Genomic DNA, 16,431 nt, shown 5'->3' with positions numbered 1-16,431 from the left:
CAACAGTGAGCGTCATCGCATCTTACAGGCAATCACATCGAATTATCCGATGGGTGTCATCCTCCAGTTGCCGTCGCGATGCCAAAGACAGCGCGTCAAAGGCTCTAACCGCGTCTGGGAGATTATATGCGCGTTAAGATCAATAGTACCGCTGCCGGCAGCGTGCAGGATGTAAACAATGAGCAGACCAGAGCATCGTACTCCGCTTCAGGATCTGCGTTCCGCTTGCGACGCAATCGAAAAGCAGAGCTATCGATCGCTTGCATTCTGGCAGCAAGTCTAGTCAGCGGAGCGGCGCTGGCACAAACGAGCAATACACCCGATCAGAAAAGCCGCACTCCGAGCGAGATCACAAAGGGAACAGTTCAAAGGAAGAAGGTCCCACACGGGAGTGAGATGAATGAAAACCGAGCAGCGCGTCTTGGTACTCGCGCTGCACACACTACTTCGAAGCCCGAACAATTCGCAAAGTTCGAAAATCTTCGCATAAAGGGATTGGAGGTCAATTTACCCGGTCCAGCCGATACTTTGGTTCAGGACAAGGGAGGCATCAGATCCGCGCTGGCTGAGATTGGCATCGGTTACATTGCTTGGACGCAAAATACCTACGTAAACAATCTTCTGCCGAACGCCGCCAAGAGCACCATCGCAAACCAACAATATAGCGGACAGAATCCAACGTTCTACACGCTAAATTACATGATGATGACCTATGATCTCAGCCGATACGGGATTCCCGATGGTCAGATCATTGTTGGAGCCGAGCAGCAATCCTGGACGTGGCAGCCAGGCGGCCCAGATCGATTGGGGATCAATACGATCGCCTACTACCAAACCTTTTTTGATCGAAAGATCGAGCTCAAAGTTGGCTACCTGATGAACTCATACGAGTTGGCCGGGACGGTGGTCGGAGGAAATCCAGGAGCGAACGTCTTCGGGCCCTCATCGAATGTCCTGTATCAAGGAGGGATGAACTTCGCGCCCGCGCCGACACCAACTCTCAACCTGACTTACCATTTTGATGATCGGCTGTATAACAAGGTTTCGATCCAACGCTCTACCAGCCCGGATGGGGTATTTACGCACATAAACGCAAATCCAACCGGCTTAGACTGGAGCACAGCGAACGCGGGTCTTCTGTTGCTTGACGAGAGCGGCTATCGCAATAGCGCTGCTCCCGGCTCACCCGAGACGTGGCTGCGGGCGGGTGTAGGCTTCAACAACAGCCATTACGTAAACCTGGCGAATCCAACCCAACCAAGAGCTGACGAGAACAGCCTCTATTACGTCGCTGCCGATCGGCAACTCTGGCAGAGCAATATCTATGACACTGCATCTCGTGGCATCTATGGTGGATTCTCGGTCATGGGCGCTCCGCCTGACCTCAACAAGGTTAGTCAGTATTACGAAGTTCGGCTTTACGCGAAGGGCCTCTTCGACAGCCGGCCAACTGATCAAATCTCGCTTGTTGCTACCGACACTGTTTGGAGCAACTTTGCAGTCGATGCTGCGGCAGCTAAGGGCAATCTCGTTCATCGGGACGCGAAAGCAATCTCAGGAACCTATACCGCGCATCTTGGTCCGGGAATATACGCGAGCTTGGGGCTGACCTATATCGATCACCCGACAAGCATCACATACACGCCACAAATCGGTCATGCCCTCAATTTCTCAGCCTCTACATCGATATTCTTTTGACGAAGTGGCTCGCGCGAAACGTGAAGAGGCTGTCCAAAGCCCAACAAGGGGTGTCGCAGGGGCCCCCGGCAAAGAGTGGTGGAGACTAGAAATGAGACGTCTATCTGCGGTCGCTTTCTTCTTCGTGGTTTCGATTGTTGCCGCCGCTCCCCGCATAATCCACGCGCTGGAGCTGCGCGTGAGCTACTCGCCGGCCAATTTTTCGGCCATGTACAATGCAATCGGGGCTGAATTCACGAAAACGTATCCAGAAATAGCAATCAAGTTCGAACCGGCGAAGAGCTACGACGAACTGCTGCAAAGTACCCTGCGCGCCCAATTGATTAACGACACACCTGACGTCTCACATCAGGGCCTCAATTATATACGGCTGCTGGTCGATCGGGGCCTTGCCGTGTCGCTCGACCGCTTCATCTCGACTGAAGGGGAATGGAAGCAGCAGGGTGTCTTCGACGCTATTCGAAACATCGGACCGAGCGGTCACAAGGCGTATGCCGTTCCTTATTCGCTGACGACCCCAGTGCTGTTCTACAATAATGCCCTCGTCGTCCGCGCTGGCGCTAACCCTGCCAACCTCCCTACGACCTGGGATGGTGTCTTCGATTTGGCAAGTAAGATCTCAAGGCTCGACCCGAACGTCAGCGGGTTCTACATGGAGTACAACGCCAATGGCGCCTGGGGCTTTGAAACACTGCTTTTCGCCCATGGCGGCAGGATGATGACCAAGGACGAGGACGATATCGCTTTCGACCAGCGAGAAGGACTTGCGGCGATGGCATCCATAACGCGCGCAGCAGATTCTGGCATGATCGATTTGTCGCGTGACAACGCCCGTCAGTCCTTTGTGGGCGGCAAAATTGGCATCTACTTGAGCTCCAGCAGCCTTCTCACCGATTTCGAACGGCAGATCGGCCAGCATTTCATGCTTACGATGATGCCGATTCCCTTGGCCTTAGGTGGCAAAACCTTGGCCGCCGGCAACGGAATGGTAATGCTAACCAAGGACTCCGCTCGGCAAGAAGCGGCTTGGAAATACATGAAATTCGCCGCAAGCCCGCGGGCACAGGCGATCATGGCGGCAATGACCGGCTATACACCGATCAACACAGCCGCTCTCTCGGACGCACGGCTACAGACGCTTTATCGAGAAAAGCCGAACTACAACGTTCCGCTGAGACAGCTCGGCGACCTGGCGCCTTGGTATGCCTTTCCAGGCGAGAACAGCACGAAGGCCGTGGCGATGATCGTGGACAAAATGCAGCTTGTACTGGGTCGTAAACTCTCGGCACAGGCAGCACTCGAGGATGCAGCCAGAGAAGCACGAAGACTCATCCTGAAGAAGTGATAGCTTATAGAGGCACGGCTGCGCGCAGCGCCTTTACCCCCGCCTAATCGTTTTCGGGCCCACGTGCAGCAGCATCACCGCAGTCATTCGTTTGGCGCCTAGTAACCTCGACGCCCGAGTTCCCGTGAGGGGGGCCGGCGTCTCGGCCCTGGCGCCTAATCAACCATATTTCGGCGTCGGTATCAGTAGCTAGCCGATCGTGACCGGACTCTGAGACCTTCTAATGTGCATTGCCGGCGCACCTCCTTGATCAGGAACGCTGGCATCCTCAGTCATGCATGGATGGGCTGGGAATGCGGGCTTTGGGAGCGCGGCTGAAGGCCTCATGCTCCGCTGGTTGATGCAGGCTGATTGCCTAGAATGGCGGAGACTTCGGCCTGCAACAATACAATTTCTGTGACGAGGTTTGTTAGATGGCGCACTGTTGCTTCTGCGCCGCGTTCACCCACGAAAAAGAAATGACCGCCTGATACACTACGCGTGAGGCGGCGCGGCAACTCTAACATCAGTAAGCGCAACTGCTCCCACAGCTGAGGATGGATAGTGGAAAGGTCGCGGCGCCCGCCAACGTAACGCTCGAAGACATGTTGGGCGTTCATGAAACCCCAGGTGAGCGAATCGGTCAGCGCGTGACGCGCATCAGAAGGCCGCGTCGGCGCTATTACGCCTGTCAGCGGATGAGAACCAAAATCGAAAGTGCCGAGTTCGTCCGCTACTTCGGCGAGTGAAACGCAGGCTCCGCGCGATCGCAAAAATTGCGGCTCTCCGCGTAGCAGGAGCGGAGTATTCACACGGTAGTCGCGTTCGTAAACATCTTCCGGGATGATCACGCGGTCGTTGTCGGCCGATTGGGCGGTAAGTTCGGCGCACCAATTCGAGTGACGCGTTGGCAGACCTCGCTCATCGGCGGAGAGATCCCACAGACCCGCTTCCGTCACCGGCTCGCCCCTGCCGAAGATGGGCACTAGGCCGGGAAACGGAGCGCTTGCAGCGAGCGAGATAAAGCCAATCGGCGGCACGCCGCCTTCAGCGAGCCCTCGACACACCGGCCGCGCAACGCGGCCTGCCATGCTCCAGCCGGCCACCACGACCCGACGTGGCCGGGCACATGTGGCCAAAAGGCCCAGAGCGATCGCGGTTACCGATGCCCCCCAATTACTCACGGTCATCTCGGGATAGAGCCGGGGAAACGCGGGATCGCTTGGATAGGAGATTGCCAGGAGGCCCCATCCGACCTCGCGCAGCCAAAAATCGAGGAAATCCCGAGGATTCGCACCAGGGTGGCCATACGCGATCCGGGCGAGATGACCACCCCCAGGTAAGAAAACGACAGTCGGATTGGTGCCGGCCGGCGGACGCCAAAACACAATCGCAGGAAACGTATCGCCATGCATAAACAGCTCGTTCGAAAACAACGCGGCCGCCGATCTCGGGGCAGGCTCCGAAATCGTTGGCGAAGAACGAACCATCCCATTTCTCCAACGACGGCGCGACTTGTGGGCCGGGCAAACGGCCTCCAGTTGTCCGGGCGCTCGGACCGAGAGCATGCGCGTTTTCTCGGGCCCGGATGAGTCGATACCGCATGGCGGCACCGCTCACCTTCACCCTGCCGTAACTGTTCGTGCTACCAAGCTGACCGTAGTTCACATTGGCGTTCAGCCGTTGCGGCTACATTAAGACGCCAATGCATATGGAATCGGAGGATCGCCCTCAGTCGAGATATGCCATAACACACGCCGTTCTCGAGAACCGAACGCCTCACGTCTATGAAGCGTGTAGCTATTGTCGAAAACTAAGAGATCATCGGCACTTATCACGTCGCCCCATGTGTCCTTATAAGCCTCGACGTACGTCCATAGCAGGTCAGAGAGCTTCTCACTCTCCGCAATCGTCAAGCCTTCGATCAGGCATTGTCGTTGGCGCGGGAGGTATAAGGACGGTCTTCCACTATTGGGGTTCAGGCGCACAAGCGGAAAGCTGGGCCCAATATGCCGGCGATCGGCCCCTTGGGGGAGCGCTGCAATTTGCTCGGCATATTCAGGGGCGAAGTTATACTGCGAATAATGGACGCAACTCAGTCCGCCCAAATAGGATGCCAAGCAGTGAGGCAGGCGATCATAGACGTCGGATAGATTCATGAAAAAGGTCTTCGGTGGGTTTGTTTTGGGCGCCTCCCGTCCGTACAAGAACGTCAACTTGACCGGTTGTGGCAGATAGGTGCCATCGGTGTGCCAGTAATTCTCAGAGGAACCACCGTCACCGACCGGGCGGCCATCATCATTCGCTACGTTCGAGACGACCTTGATTTCAGGGTGGCCGGACAAATGCGCGCCACTTGACCCTGCAGCGCGCTTTAGAGTCTTGGTATGGCCAAAGGCCGACGCAAGCCTGACGAACTCGCCTGGTGACAGATGCTGCCCGCGAAAGCGAAGCACGAGGTGCGTTTCAATCGCTTCGCAAAGCCCGGCGACGACCGCGGCGTCATTTGATTCTGCCAATCTGCGCAGATCAATATTGGTGACATCCGCGCCGATCCCGGAAGAAAGTTTCGTTATTGTGAACATCGCAGTTCCTTTTCAGATCTGTACCCATTTCGACACTGGCGGGGACGATGCCTGTGCCTACGGCGAGAGGAGAATTTCGCAGGTTTGCTTATTGTTTGACGGCCCCACCGATCAGTCCCTCGACGAACCAACGTTGGCCTACAAGGAAAGCGATGGTGAGCGGGAGCACCACAAGCGTGGATGCGGCCATCAGAGGGCCGTAGTCGCTGCCCGCCTCCTCGTTCTTGAAAGCCAGAATACCGAGCGGCGGCGGCATCAAGGCTTGATCACGCACGGCGATCAGTGGCCAGAACAGGTCGTTCCAGTGCCCGACGACCGAGAAGATTGAGAAGGCGATGACAGCCGGTAGCGCCATCGGCACCATGACCTTCCAGACGATCGCGAGTTCAGACAGACCATCTAGGCGGGCAGCGTGCACGACATCATCCGGAATCGTCTTGAAAAACTGCCGGAACAGGAAGATGCCGAAGGGGGAGACGACATAAGGCAGGATCAGCACGCTATAAGTGTTGAGAATGTCAAGCTTGTACGCGAGGATGAACAACGGCAGCGATAGCACCTGGTGTGGCAGGATTAGGCCGGCAAGCACTATGACGAAAATCAGGTCACGACCGAAAAATCGCAATTTTGCGAGCGCGTAGGCGCAAGGAGCGCAGAGGAGGATTTGTAGCGCCAGGATCAGAACGCATACCATGAGGCCGTTACACATGTAGCGGAGCAGCGGCGCTTCAGTCAGTGCTTTTCCATAGTTCTCGACGCCGTAGAATTGCACGGGCCAGAAGGAGAAGGGCGCGTGGAATATCTCGCCCGGCGCCTTGATGGAGAGCGAGATCATCCACAGGAACGGAACGAGTAGCAGCGCTCCTGTGGCGAGCAACCCAACATGACGAAGGATGCTCGCCAGCGGCGACAAGCGGTCGACGGAAGTGCTCGCGCTCATTGGTAGTGCACCTTCCTATCCATGACGAGAGTGTTGATAAGGGTGAGAGCCGCGACGATGGCGAGAAAGACAACGGCAATGGCGGCGCCATATCCGGCGCGCAGATATTCAAAACTCTCTCGGTAGAGCGTATACAGCAGGACTTCGGAGGCATGCTCGGGGCCGCCTTGCGTCAGTACTTTCACGGCATCGAATGATTCGAGCGCCCTCAGTGCCACGACAATGACAACGAACACCGAGACCGGGCCGAGCAAGGGCAGAGTGACGGTGCGGAGCCGATCGATCCATAAGTCGGCACCGTCGATATCGGCTGCATCGTAGAGATCCTGCGGGATGCTTTTGAGACCTGCGAGAAACAACACCATCGCGTAGCCGAGATTTTGCCAGATCCCGATTATGCCTAATATGGGAAGGACGGTATTTTCATTGCGCAACCAGTTGGCGGCCGGAAGGCCCACGGCGACGAAGATCTGGTTCACGAGGCCCATTGTGGGATGCAGCAGCGCCTCCCAGACGATGGCCATCGTCGTAATCGTCGCCATAAATGGCAGGAAGTGGATGGCACGATAGAAGGAGCGGCACGATTTTCCGCTTTCGATCAAAAGTGCCGTAACAAGGCCGGTAAGCAGCGTCCCCGGCACGACGATCAGGACATAGACAGCCGTGTTGGCGAACGAGGCTCTAAAGGTGGCGTCCGCGAACACCTCGCGGTAGTTGGCGAGGCCGACGAAGGAAAACGAGCCTGCGCCGAACTGCCAGTCGGTGAGCGCGATGAAAATAACAGCAACCGCCGGTAGCAAGAACAGCACCAGCAGAAAGAAGACCGCCGGGCCGGCCAGTCCCAATCCCGCGAGTGCCATCACAAGAGCTTGTCGACGAGCCGCTGAGACTGCAAGCAACGGCACTCGCCTCGTTAAGGAGCCGTTACGGGCGTTTGAAAAAGCAAAGCGCTCGCTCATCCTGCGACCCCGCGGAGCGGAGTGACGGATCCGCGAACAGGATCTGCCTCCCGCCGTAATCGCCGCCCATCTTGTGTAAACAGAAGAATGCGGTCCGCTCGCACGCCAACATGCAACGTCTGGCCTGCTGTGATGTGCGGCGCCCGCTCGGCCAGTAGCCTAGCGATCAATGGCTGATCGATGCCCGCAAGATCGAGATGAACGAAGACATCTGATCCCATGTGCTCGACCACTCGCACGGAGCCTGTCAGCACGCCCTGCCCGGCGCGGTCCGCGAGATAAAGAGCTTCAGGGCGAATGCCGAGCGAGAGCGGCGTGCCTGCGAGGACATCGGCGTCGATCGCGAGCGTCGCCCCAGCTAGGTCGATTAGGCCTCGTTCGCGCACCACGCCATCGAGCAGGTTGATCTTGGGCGATCCGATGAATTCGGCAACGCGGCGATTGTCAGGATCGGAATAGATGGCTTGCGGCGGAGCAACCTGTAACACCTCACCGTCGAGCATCACCGCCACGCGGTCCGAAAGGGTCATCGCTTCGGCTTGGTCATGCGTAACATAGACGAAGGTGACACCGAGCCGTCGATGCAGTTCCTTGATCTCGGCGCGCATCTGCACGCGTAGCTTGGCATCGAGGTTGGATAGGGGCTCGTCCATCAGGAAAACAGCCGGATGGCGCACCATCGCCCGGCCAACAGCGACACGCTGGCGCTGGCCGCCCGAGAGCTGCCCCGGCTTGCGCGACAACAAGTGGCCGATCCCGAGGGAGTTGGCCGTACGGGAGACTTCCACGCCGATGTCCGCGGTGATCTGGGCCGTTCTTGGCAGAAGACGGCCGAGAAAAGGGAGCCTCTGCAAGGCAGAGAGCCGGCACATCCGCAACGGCAGCGCCATATTCGACGCAACGCTCATGTGGGGATACAGTGCATAGGACTGGAACACCATTGCGATATCCCGCTGCTTTGGCCGCACTCCGTCCACTATGCGCCCGCCGATCGAGACGGATCCGACGTCCTGCACCTCCAGTCCGGCTAGGATGCGGAGCAGCGTCGATTTTCCGCAGCCCGATGGTCCCAATAGCGTCAGGAACTCACCGTCGGCTATCGACAGCGATACTCCGCGCAGAATGGGGGTCTGACCGTAGTCTTTGCTGATGCATTCGATCGAAACCGATGCCATCACTTCACGTCCTCGCTGGATGATAATTCATGCTAGCGCTAAGGCTGCCCTTCAAGACGTGTCGTGCTACAACTCGATGACACACATCGAATAAGTTGATGGACTCTTCTGCAATATGCGATGGCGGGACTGCGGAGCGAGACAGCGTGAAAGGCCCTGAGCACCCTCCTCGACGTCGCCTTGCAACCGAGCCCGAGCAAGCAAGTCTCGGCACAGCTTGCTTTTGGGGGCACCGCGCAATTGCTGCGCCGTGAATCGGAAAGCACTTCGATTCCCGCTGATTGTATCGGTCTGGATACGAAAGCTCACGCGCGTCTGCAGGGCGCTAACATACAAACCGGCGGACATACTGCTGCGATGATGAAGCGCGGCTGCTTGAGGCGCCGTCATCTTCAGCGAAGCAACGCAAGGCATCTCAAGTTGCGATCATTTCATTCAATAAACACGGCCGCCCGCTTGTTCGCGACTGTGCCGGCGAGTACCATCGGAGCATGCTCGAAGTTCAGGTTTTCCCATTGTTTCTCGCCGCAGAGCTGATCAAACTTATTCGCCACCTCTCTAACCAAGATCGGGATGGCGCGAACCGCCGAGCTGGCGAATGCGCGGCCGGTGCGCTAGAACCCGATCCAAAAAACGTCACTCGCAGTCGGCATCTGCGCAAAAAACGCCACGAGCCGCGAGATGCACTGCGTTTGCCGGGATGGGGCAGTTGCGCGGAGCGATCCACAGGACAAGCAGTCGCGATAATCAGCTTGATACCGATTCCAGATCGCAGTCTCAGCGAAGCGGGTCGTCTTCAGCGCTCTTTGCAAGATACCGGTGCAAGGCCGGCTCGACGATCGATGCGATGACCGCTTGGCGCGTTGTATATGGCGCAGGCCGTTCGGTTCCGCTCAAGGCCGTCAATCTCATCTAGAGCCGAACCTTTTCCCAACCGAGTTCGATCGTGCAACATGCAGATTGCGGAATCATTCACGCGCGTTCCGGCAAGGCCGAAGCTCGCGGTCGCTAAGCTAACCACGCGGAAGGACTTTCGTGCACACCCATGCTACAGCTTTCCCTGCCGCGTCGGATTGCTCGGAAAAGGCATGTCGGACCGCTCAGCGTATTCGAGAGCGACAGTCGTTTAGCCATGTATCTTCGATCTTTGCGTTTGTCGTGGTGCCCGGCACGGCGTTATGGCTCCGCCTTATTCCGCATCTCCCACGCCTCCTCGCTCGAGGAATTCACCCGTACCTGCGACCGAATCATAGCCGCTTACGCCTTCCTGCCTTGAGAGATCTCAGATGTCCCCTGCCAAACGCCTACGCGCCCGGATCGCCGAGACCGGCCTTGTTCACATTATGGCAACTCATAGTCCACTTTCAGCGATCCTCGCGGAGGAAGCCGGCTTCGATGGGCTGTGGGCTTCCGGCTTCGAGCTTTCCGCCCTTTATGGCCTGGCGGACATGAGCCTGATCTCGATGACGCAGCATCTCGATATGCTGCGGGCAATCGCCGGACGCACCACGATACCGATCGTGGCCGACATCGACACTGGCTATGGCAATGCGACCAACGTCATCCACGCGGTTGGCGAATATGAGCGTGCCGGCGCCAGCGCCGTTGTCATCGAGGACAAGACGTTCCCTAAGGTTACGAGCCTTGCTGCGGACGGCCGGCAGGAACTGGTCCGGGTTGAGGAATTCCAGGGCAAGATTGAGGCTGCTGTCGCCACAAGGCGAGATCCGAATTTTCTTGTGATCGCCAGAACCGAAGCGCTCATAGCTGGTCTTGGCGAAGCTGAGGCCTTGGACCGCGCGCAAGCCTACGTGAAGGCTGGTGCCGACGTGATCCTGATCCATTCAAAGAAGAAGCACCCCGGCGAGATCGAAAGCTTTTCCCGGGCCTGGGCGGGTTCAGTCCCGCTGGCCATTGTACCAAACGCCTATCCCGGCCTGGATGCCAACCGAGTCAAGGAGTTGGGCAACATCCGGATGATGATCTATGGCAATCACGGCATCCGGGCCGCGAGCACAGGCTTGAAGGAAGCCTTTCGCCGGATCATCGCCGATGGCGGTGTCCAGAACGTCCACAAGGATATTGTACCGGTAGAGGAAATTTTCAGACTTCAGAGAATGGACGAGGTTAAGGCAGCGGAAACGCGCTTCCTGCGCTGATGCAAGACGGGAAGCGAATTCTAAGCTCGCCTGGGCGGCTGTAGCTGCAATCTAGACCTTTGGTCACTTCATCATCGGTGCTCGAGGCCCTTGCCGTCGCACAGACGGTCGACATATTCCGGTTGAAGTCGCCTTGGCTCGCGGTTTTGGTATACACGCCGACATGTTTTGGTTTGGGATGCTCCTGATCGACAGGGTCGCCCAGTCCAATTGTAGGCACCATACAAGCAGCACTACCGACTGTCATACGCCGCCACGGAAGCCTTGAACAGGTGCCGGTGCGACCTACAGCATCCGCGATTAGGTCCGTGCCGCTACCACTCCACGTGCCCTTCGCAATCCAGCTGTGGAGCTGTGGTCGCGGAGCTCAATTGCATTTAGCACGAACTATTCGACCGTGAGCCGAGAGGACACAAGCTTGGCCGAAATCTGCTGCGGGTGAACTGCGTTTACACCCGTAGCAGCGGGTGCCGCCCAGCAGATATCGGGTCGTGTCGCTATCTCAGATGATCCCGGGAGCGCGAGGTATGCAGCATTGCCATGGCCTGTCGGGGCCCTCACCGTTTCATTAGAGTTCGGTCGAAACGACTGTTGCTGTTCACGAGTAAGGCAGTGCGCAGTTAACAGCCAGTTTGTAGCAGGTGCCGGTGCCTGGGAGACGTAATATGTGTAGCAAAAATCTTCCACGTACTCGATCCGCTTTGGCTGGCAGATCCGCGGCTTGTGTGCCGATGCACGTCACAATCGTACCGGAAAAAACGCGTCTCCCACCCCAGTCCTGCGCCTAAAACCAGAACTCTTTCACGCTAGAATGTCACTGACTAGCACCATTCGGGGCACGACAACGCATCGAATAATTCGATCAAAACATCCAATTTGGTGATAATTTTTAGTTAGGTTATAGCCAGTGGTTTGATGACCATCTAAATGGCTGCCTTCGCGCATGAGAGCTCGTGCGCTTGTAGCCTACAATGTGCGCCGGATCCGCGTCGACCGCGGTATTCCGCAGGAGCAATTGGCTTACGACGCCGGGATTGATCGCTCTTATATGAGCGGTCTTGAGCGCCAACAGGCGAACCCGACAATTGATCTTCTCGATCGCCTTGCCGAGACGCTGGGTGTTGCTGTGTCCGAGCTATTTGTTCGGCCATCCAAAGGCGCGCCGGCCCCGGATACCCTACCTAAGGGTCGCAAGCCCAAACCGCAACGCCGCAAGAGGGCCTAGCACCCTTCCCGCAGACAGTGAGCTTGACGCAAATCTGCTGCGGCGCCAGACCAAACTGTAAACGTAGAATGCGCGGCTTTTGTGCGCAGCCGAGCATTGATACGCGGCAATTCCGCTATGGACATCGAATATTGTGATGGATGTTCATTCTGGCGCCGGAGCAGACGATGGCGGCTCAAGACGATGAAGTTCCGCTGAATGCCATCCGCGCTTTTGTAATAGTCGCACGCGAAGGCAGCGTCACGCGCGCCGCCAGCACCTTGGGGACAACGCAGAGCTCGGTCAGCCGCTATTTGTCCGTACTACGGGAGTATCTCGGTGCGGACCTCATCGAGCGGCGTGGGCGGCGCAGTGATTTGACCGAGTTCGGGAGGCTATTTGCAAACGCAGTCTCCGAGCCGCTTGAGACAGTCGGCTTCACGGCGAAGAGAATGCGCCGGCGTGCGGGCGCGGGAACCAATCGGATTGTCGTCCGCACGTCACTATCGACCTTTGCTTTCTCTATTCTGATTCCAAATCTGCAAGCGTTCTCTGCTGAAGCGGGCGGCGTTATCGTGGACGTCGTCAGCTCGCTGTCGCCGCCGACATCTTCGGATGACTTCGACATATTGATTACACGCGACCTCTCCGTCATCGAACCTGCCGATAGCTGGGAGATCTACAATGAGGAGCTGGTATGCGTGGGGCCGCCAAATCTTGTCGCGGGCAGAGAGCTCTCGATCGTTCGATCAACGCCGATACTGAACATCACATCTCGTCCCGACATCCTGCCGACATGGCTGAGGGCCATGAACCTGTCCTCAAACGACATACGAGCGGGCGCGCGGTACGATCACAACTATCTTGCTCTGCCAGCTGTCATGACAGGAAAATGCCTTCTTGTCACACCAGAAATCATCGTCAGTGATCTAGTGCGAAGGGGTGCTTTGCAAATCATACCCGGCTCGCGCGCTCCAAGCGGCATGCAGTATCGGGCCTATGCGGTGGATCGCAGCGAGCATCCCGAAATCGCTCGTTCTTTTTGCCGGTGGGTGGCTCGTCTTTGCAAGAAGGCGGCACTTGCGCAGGCTGCTTGACGCCTACCCGGGGCCTCAATCAGTCTGCGAGGTCGATGCACTTTCCGGCGTTCAAGTCGAGAGCACTCAACCTGAGAGACAGTCCGGGCAAAGCGGCCGGTGTTTTCTTCCGGCCAAGATAACGTCTCTGTTGCAGCGATCCGACGACAAAGGACGGAGTCAGAGATTGAACGCAAAGACCTCATCCTATCCCGATCGTGCCATGCCAGCAGAAGAATTGGTTGCGCGTACGGAGGCGATGCCAATGATCGCCCGAGAGCTCATGAACGGTCATGCCTGCCTCTGCCCTTGTGGAGCAATGCGCGGCAGCGAAGTCGCATGAGGCGCCGCCCCAGCTTAACAAGCCGGATGGTTCGGCTGCGCAAATCGTCTGTTTTCCAGGCCCGCCCGGCAATATGATGACGCCCAAACAGGCCTTGCGCGATTTGGCGATAGCTGTTTCCTTCCTGCCATCCATCCAGTGCGCGCAGCGCGAGGATCAGCCGGCGCCGCTTCAAAGCCGGCAAGGCAAGAGGAGGCGTTCCGAGCGGCCGATGCTCAAGCGCGAGCCAAAATCGACGTGCGGCCTGCAAGCGGAGCTCGAAATTCGCGTCGAGCGGCAGATCGAGGACGGCAGCAGACCTGCTCGCCGGAAGCTTGCTCAGCCAAAGGCGATGCTTCGTGCCCCCGAGCGGCACGATAGCATGCCATCCATCCGGCGCGCGACGAAGCTCGCTGCCCGGCAGATTGGCGAAATCGAGCTGGTAGCTTTTGGGCGCCACGCAGCTGGCCGCCCGCACAGCCAGTACGGTCGGCATTACCTCGGGTGCCCAGAAGACTGCTTGCTTGTCGAACGTCTTTTGCGGATCAGCTGGAAAACGAGAGCCCCCACTTCCGCCGGAACTGGCCCGCCGCTGGTTTTGAACGTTCGCGGCGAGATAGCCGCCTATACGCCTCTTGGTAATCGCGATCCCGGCGCAGCCACTCCCAGGCCAGGTCGGCAGCTTCTGCCTTTTTGAGGCCGCTGTATGCTTCCTCAGATCTCCAGTCAGTATCCGGCATTGCACCATTTCCCCGCATGATCTTCAGGCGCGGCGAACTGCAGCCGATGATTGTGGCGCTTTACGGTTGCGTGCGTACCGCGTACCTGCGTTGCATGCACTTAATCGATGCCAAGATCACGTTTTGCGATTGCTAGGAATTCTGCCGATCACATCCGCCGTGTTCATTCCTTTGCTCAACCGCCACGCAGCAGATCACGATAGCCGTGGGCCGCTAGCCACTTGGCTCGAGCCAGATGACTTTCGAAGCTGCGTCGCGCACGATCCGGTTCAAGGGTTGGGTCAAGCCCAAGCACAATGCGCGCGATTTCGAGCCAATCTGCCTTGTCAGCGTCGGCATCGAGAAGTCGCATGTAGGTAACAACGTGCTCCTTGTCATATGACGTGAGCTCGTCCGCGCTGGGCGCCAAATCTGCGATCTTCGGACCGGCCGGCACTGCCTGAAACTCCTACCAAGCTGAATAATCTATCGAAATCCGAGTAACGATAACCAAATTGGGGGCATTTTGGTACCGCTCGAATCGTCGCGGCGCCAAGTCCTTTTTCGCGCCCAGACTCGGATCCATATCGGTTCACGATGACCTGGTGGCCGCTCCATTCAGCGCATTTTCCTGTTTCATCGGCACGGATTTGCTCGCAGTGCATACGGAACTGATCGCAGATGCCATGTAACTAGGCTGTTCTTGCTGCCGGAAGGGGAGTGGAGGCCCTTAGTGATCCGCGCGCGCTGGCAAAAGGCCACGGCCGGGGCGCAGCCAACGAGAGAAAATTCGTTTCCCTTTTTGAGCTCCAGCCGAACGGTTGTCCTATTTGGACGCGGCGCCCGGAAAAAGCCGCAGTACCTTTGAGCGGCCATTAGTGCTCTCCCGCCAGTAGGGCTATCGCGTTGCGAGAACGCTTGTGATGGGTCGACGGCATTCGAAGGCGGCAAACGTTACGACGTCTGCATCTCATCGTAACCTGCTTCCTCGAAGCAATTGGGCGAGGGCAGCCAACTGCATGGATGCGAGCTTATCGTAATAGTCTGGCTATAACCAGTGGTTTCATAATCGTCGGAATGGCTGCCTTTGCGCATGAACGCTCGTGCGCTTGTGGCCTGGAATGTGCGCCGGATCCGTGTAGATCGCGGCATTCCGCAAGAGCAATTAGCCTATGATGCCGGGATCGACCGCTCATATATGGGCCGTATTGAGCAGCAGAAAGAAAACCCGACCATTGATCTCCTGGACCGTATCGCCGCGACCTTGGATATTCACTTGTCGGAATTTTTCGCTGAGCCAGCCAAGGGAGCGATGCCTCCCAAGCCGATGTCCAGAGGACGCAAGCCGGCGCGCCCGTGTCGGAACAGGACGTAATTGTTCGAGAGAGCTATGTTTGTAGCTAACGACGGGAGCAGGCGAGCCGGAGCGGCCCACCTGCTTCCTTTGAGTGTGCGGCGGCTGACTCCGACCTCATGCAGCGGCCGTTGCCGCACCAGCACGGTTTCGCTTAAACGACACCGAGAGCGGCCTGTCTCCGAGTAAGGCCGAGCTTCTTCAAAATGGACGCCTACGCCGCTCGCGCAAAACCGATTAAGTGGCCGCTCGAGCCCTATGTTTTCTCGAAGAGTCTGTCCGGGGCTTCCGGACGCGCCGCCGCAATTCAGGAACGAGCTCTGTGAACTCCTTCAGCCCGCTCGGAACAATCGCCGGATCCACGTTGGATCCATCGGCCGCATATGCATATTGGTCGAACGCGCTGATCATGGCCTCTGCCGCCTCGTCTGCGTTCCGGCCACCATCAGATATCCGCGCGAATCCGATATCGAGCGAATCAGCTATCTCCAGGTCATTTCTTGGCGAGCAGATAGATCGAGGCGTACCTACAGCCAGGGCTTCTTCCTCTCAATACAGGAGGGAAGCAGCCAACATCGTACAGCGACGTGGATTGATGGTCGCCTCCCGCGACGGGTCGACGTGTGTTGCTACGCCTGCACGGTCAAGGTCAATTCTGGGGGTACTCCAACACTCGCCGCGAGCGTTCCACGCCTAAACATGGGGCCATCACGTCGAAGGCTCTTGAGGGCACCATCCTCGTCTCAGCTCCACTTCCGAAAGCATTCTCGCGCCGATGATGCCTTTGCTCGCGAGGCCTGCGATTTCGACCTCGCCAATCCCGAGCAAGTCTGCCAGGATCTCCTTGTTATGTTCTCCCAGGGTGGGCGCCGCTTAGCGGATTGGATGGGCCGTACGCCTTCGCTAAGGTTTTACT

At 57.7% G+C, this 16,431-nt stretch carries 15 protein-coding genes; 6 read left to right on the top strand and 9 right to left on the bottom strand.

The genetic code is table 11. The features are described 5' to 3' along the window. The first annotated feature begins 126 nt into the window (after positions 1 to 126). Together ACVMDN_RS04430 and ACVMDN_RS04425 are read left to right on the top strand one after the other, a co-directional pair. Positions 127 to 1,698, top strand: a complete 1,572-nt coding sequence (locus ACVMDN_RS04430; RefSeq protein WP_456835551.1) for a carbohydrate porin — start codon at positions 127 to 129, stop codon at positions 1,696 to 1,698. A 91-nt stretch (positions 1,699 to 1,789) separates the two neighbouring features. After that, a complete protein-coding gene (locus ACVMDN_RS04425; RefSeq protein ID WP_456835552.1) occupies positions 1,790 to 3,043 on the top strand; it encodes an extracellular solute-binding protein in 1,254 nt (417 codons plus the stop codon). A 323-nt stretch (positions 3,044 to 3,366) separates the two neighbouring features. Here ACVMDN_RS04425 and ACVMDN_RS04420 read toward each other — a convergent pair whose 3' ends face one another. The 6 genes from ACVMDN_RS04420 to ACVMDN_RS04395 form a co-directional block, all read right to left on the bottom strand. Next, the gene (locus tag ACVMDN_RS04420; protein WP_456835553.1) at positions 3,367 to 4,512 is read right to left on the bottom strand and encodes a hypothetical protein; all 1,146 of its coding nucleotides are present in this window, start codon (positions 4,510 to 4,512) and stop codon (positions 3,367 to 3,369) included. A 204-nt stretch (positions 4,513 to 4,716) separates the two neighbouring features. Next, positions 4,717 to 5,607 carry a TauD/TfdA dioxygenase family protein gene (locus ACVMDN_RS04415; RefSeq protein ID WP_456835554.1) on the bottom strand — a complete coding sequence of 297 codons (891 nt, stop codon included), beginning with the start codon at positions 5,605 to 5,607 and terminating at the stop codon, positions 4,717 to 4,719. Positions 5,608 to 5,695: 88 nt separating this feature from the next. Beyond that, entirely contained in the window at positions 5,696 to 6,547 is an 852-nt protein-coding gene (locus ACVMDN_RS04410) for a carbohydrate ABC transporter permease (protein ID WP_456835555.1), read from the bottom strand. Further along, the gene (locus ACVMDN_RS04405) at positions 6,544 to 7,407 is read right to left on the bottom strand and encodes a carbohydrate ABC transporter permease (RefSeq protein WP_456835898.1); all 864 of its coding nucleotides are present in this window, start codon (positions 7,405 to 7,407) and stop codon (positions 6,544 to 6,546) included. The genes ACVMDN_RS04410 and ACVMDN_RS04405 overlap by 4 nt, the downstream gene beginning before the upstream one ends. A 95-nt stretch (positions 7,408 to 7,502) precedes the next feature. Continuing rightward, positions 7,503 to 8,681, bottom strand: a complete 1,179-nt coding sequence (locus tag ACVMDN_RS04400) for an ABC transporter ATP-binding protein (protein ID WP_456835556.1) — start codon at positions 8,679 to 8,681, stop codon at positions 7,503 to 7,505. Between the two features lie 431 nt (positions 8,682 to 9,112). Next, complete coding sequence (locus ACVMDN_RS04395) at positions 9,113 to 9,235, bottom strand: hypothetical protein (protein WP_456835557.1); 123 nt, start codon at positions 9,233 to 9,235, stop codon at positions 9,113 to 9,115. 732 nt (positions 9,236 to 9,967) lie between these two features. Here ACVMDN_RS04395 and ACVMDN_RS04390 point away from each other — a divergent pair. From ACVMDN_RS04390 to ACVMDN_RS04380, 3 genes are all read left to right on the top strand, one after another. After that, the gene (locus ACVMDN_RS04390; protein WP_456835558.1) at positions 9,968 to 10,840 is read left to right on the top strand and encodes an isocitrate lyase/phosphoenolpyruvate mutase family protein; all 873 of its coding nucleotides are present in this window, start codon (positions 9,968 to 9,970) and stop codon (positions 10,838 to 10,840) included. 943 nt (positions 10,841 to 11,783) lie between these two features. After that, complete coding sequence (locus tag ACVMDN_RS04385; RefSeq protein WP_456835559.1) at positions 11,784 to 12,065, top strand: helix-turn-helix domain-containing protein; 282 nt, start codon at positions 11,784 to 11,786, stop codon at positions 12,063 to 12,065. 140 nt (positions 12,066 to 12,205) lie between these two features. Beyond that, the gene (locus ACVMDN_RS04380) at positions 12,206 to 13,141 is read left to right on the top strand and encodes a LysR family transcriptional regulator (protein WP_456835560.1); all 936 of its coding nucleotides are present in this window, start codon (positions 12,206 to 12,208) and stop codon (positions 13,139 to 13,141) included. A 260-nt stretch (positions 13,142 to 13,401) separates the two neighbouring features. Here the strand turns inward: ACVMDN_RS04380 and ACVMDN_RS04375 are convergent, their stop codons facing one another. From ACVMDN_RS04375 to ACVMDN_RS04365, 3 genes are all read right to left on the bottom strand, one after another. Continuing rightward, positions 13,402 to 13,938 carry a DUF2285 domain-containing protein gene (locus ACVMDN_RS04375; protein ID WP_456835561.1) on the bottom strand — a complete coding sequence of 179 codons (537 nt, stop codon included), beginning with the start codon at positions 13,936 to 13,938 and terminating at the stop codon, positions 13,402 to 13,404. Between the two features lie 49 nt (positions 13,939 to 13,987). Continuing rightward, positions 13,988 to 14,182, bottom strand: coding sequence for a transcriptional regulator domain-containing protein (locus ACVMDN_RS04370; RefSeq protein WP_456843609.1), 195 nt, complete (start codon positions 14,180 to 14,182; stop codon positions 13,988 to 13,990). A gap of 175 nt (positions 14,183 to 14,357) precedes the next feature. Continuing rightward, the gene (locus ACVMDN_RS04365) at positions 14,358 to 14,618 is read right to left on the bottom strand and encodes a DNA -binding domain-containing protein (protein WP_456835563.1); all 261 of its coding nucleotides are present in this window, start codon (positions 14,616 to 14,618) and stop codon (positions 14,358 to 14,360) included. A 636-nt stretch (positions 14,619 to 15,254) separates the two neighbouring features. Between ACVMDN_RS04365 and ACVMDN_RS04360 the strand changes: the two genes are divergently transcribed. Then, positions 15,255 to 15,536 carry a helix-turn-helix domain-containing protein gene (locus ACVMDN_RS04360; RefSeq protein WP_456835564.1) on the top strand — a complete coding sequence of 94 codons (282 nt, stop codon included), beginning with the start codon at positions 15,255 to 15,257 and terminating at the stop codon, positions 15,534 to 15,536. Positions 15,537 to 16,431: the final 895 nt, after the last annotated feature.

The organism is Bradyrhizobium sp. USDA 4510 (genome assembly GCF_054059095.1).
Note: the sequence above shows the minus strand (reverse complement) of the source record. Positions and strands in the feature narration are given on the sequence as shown.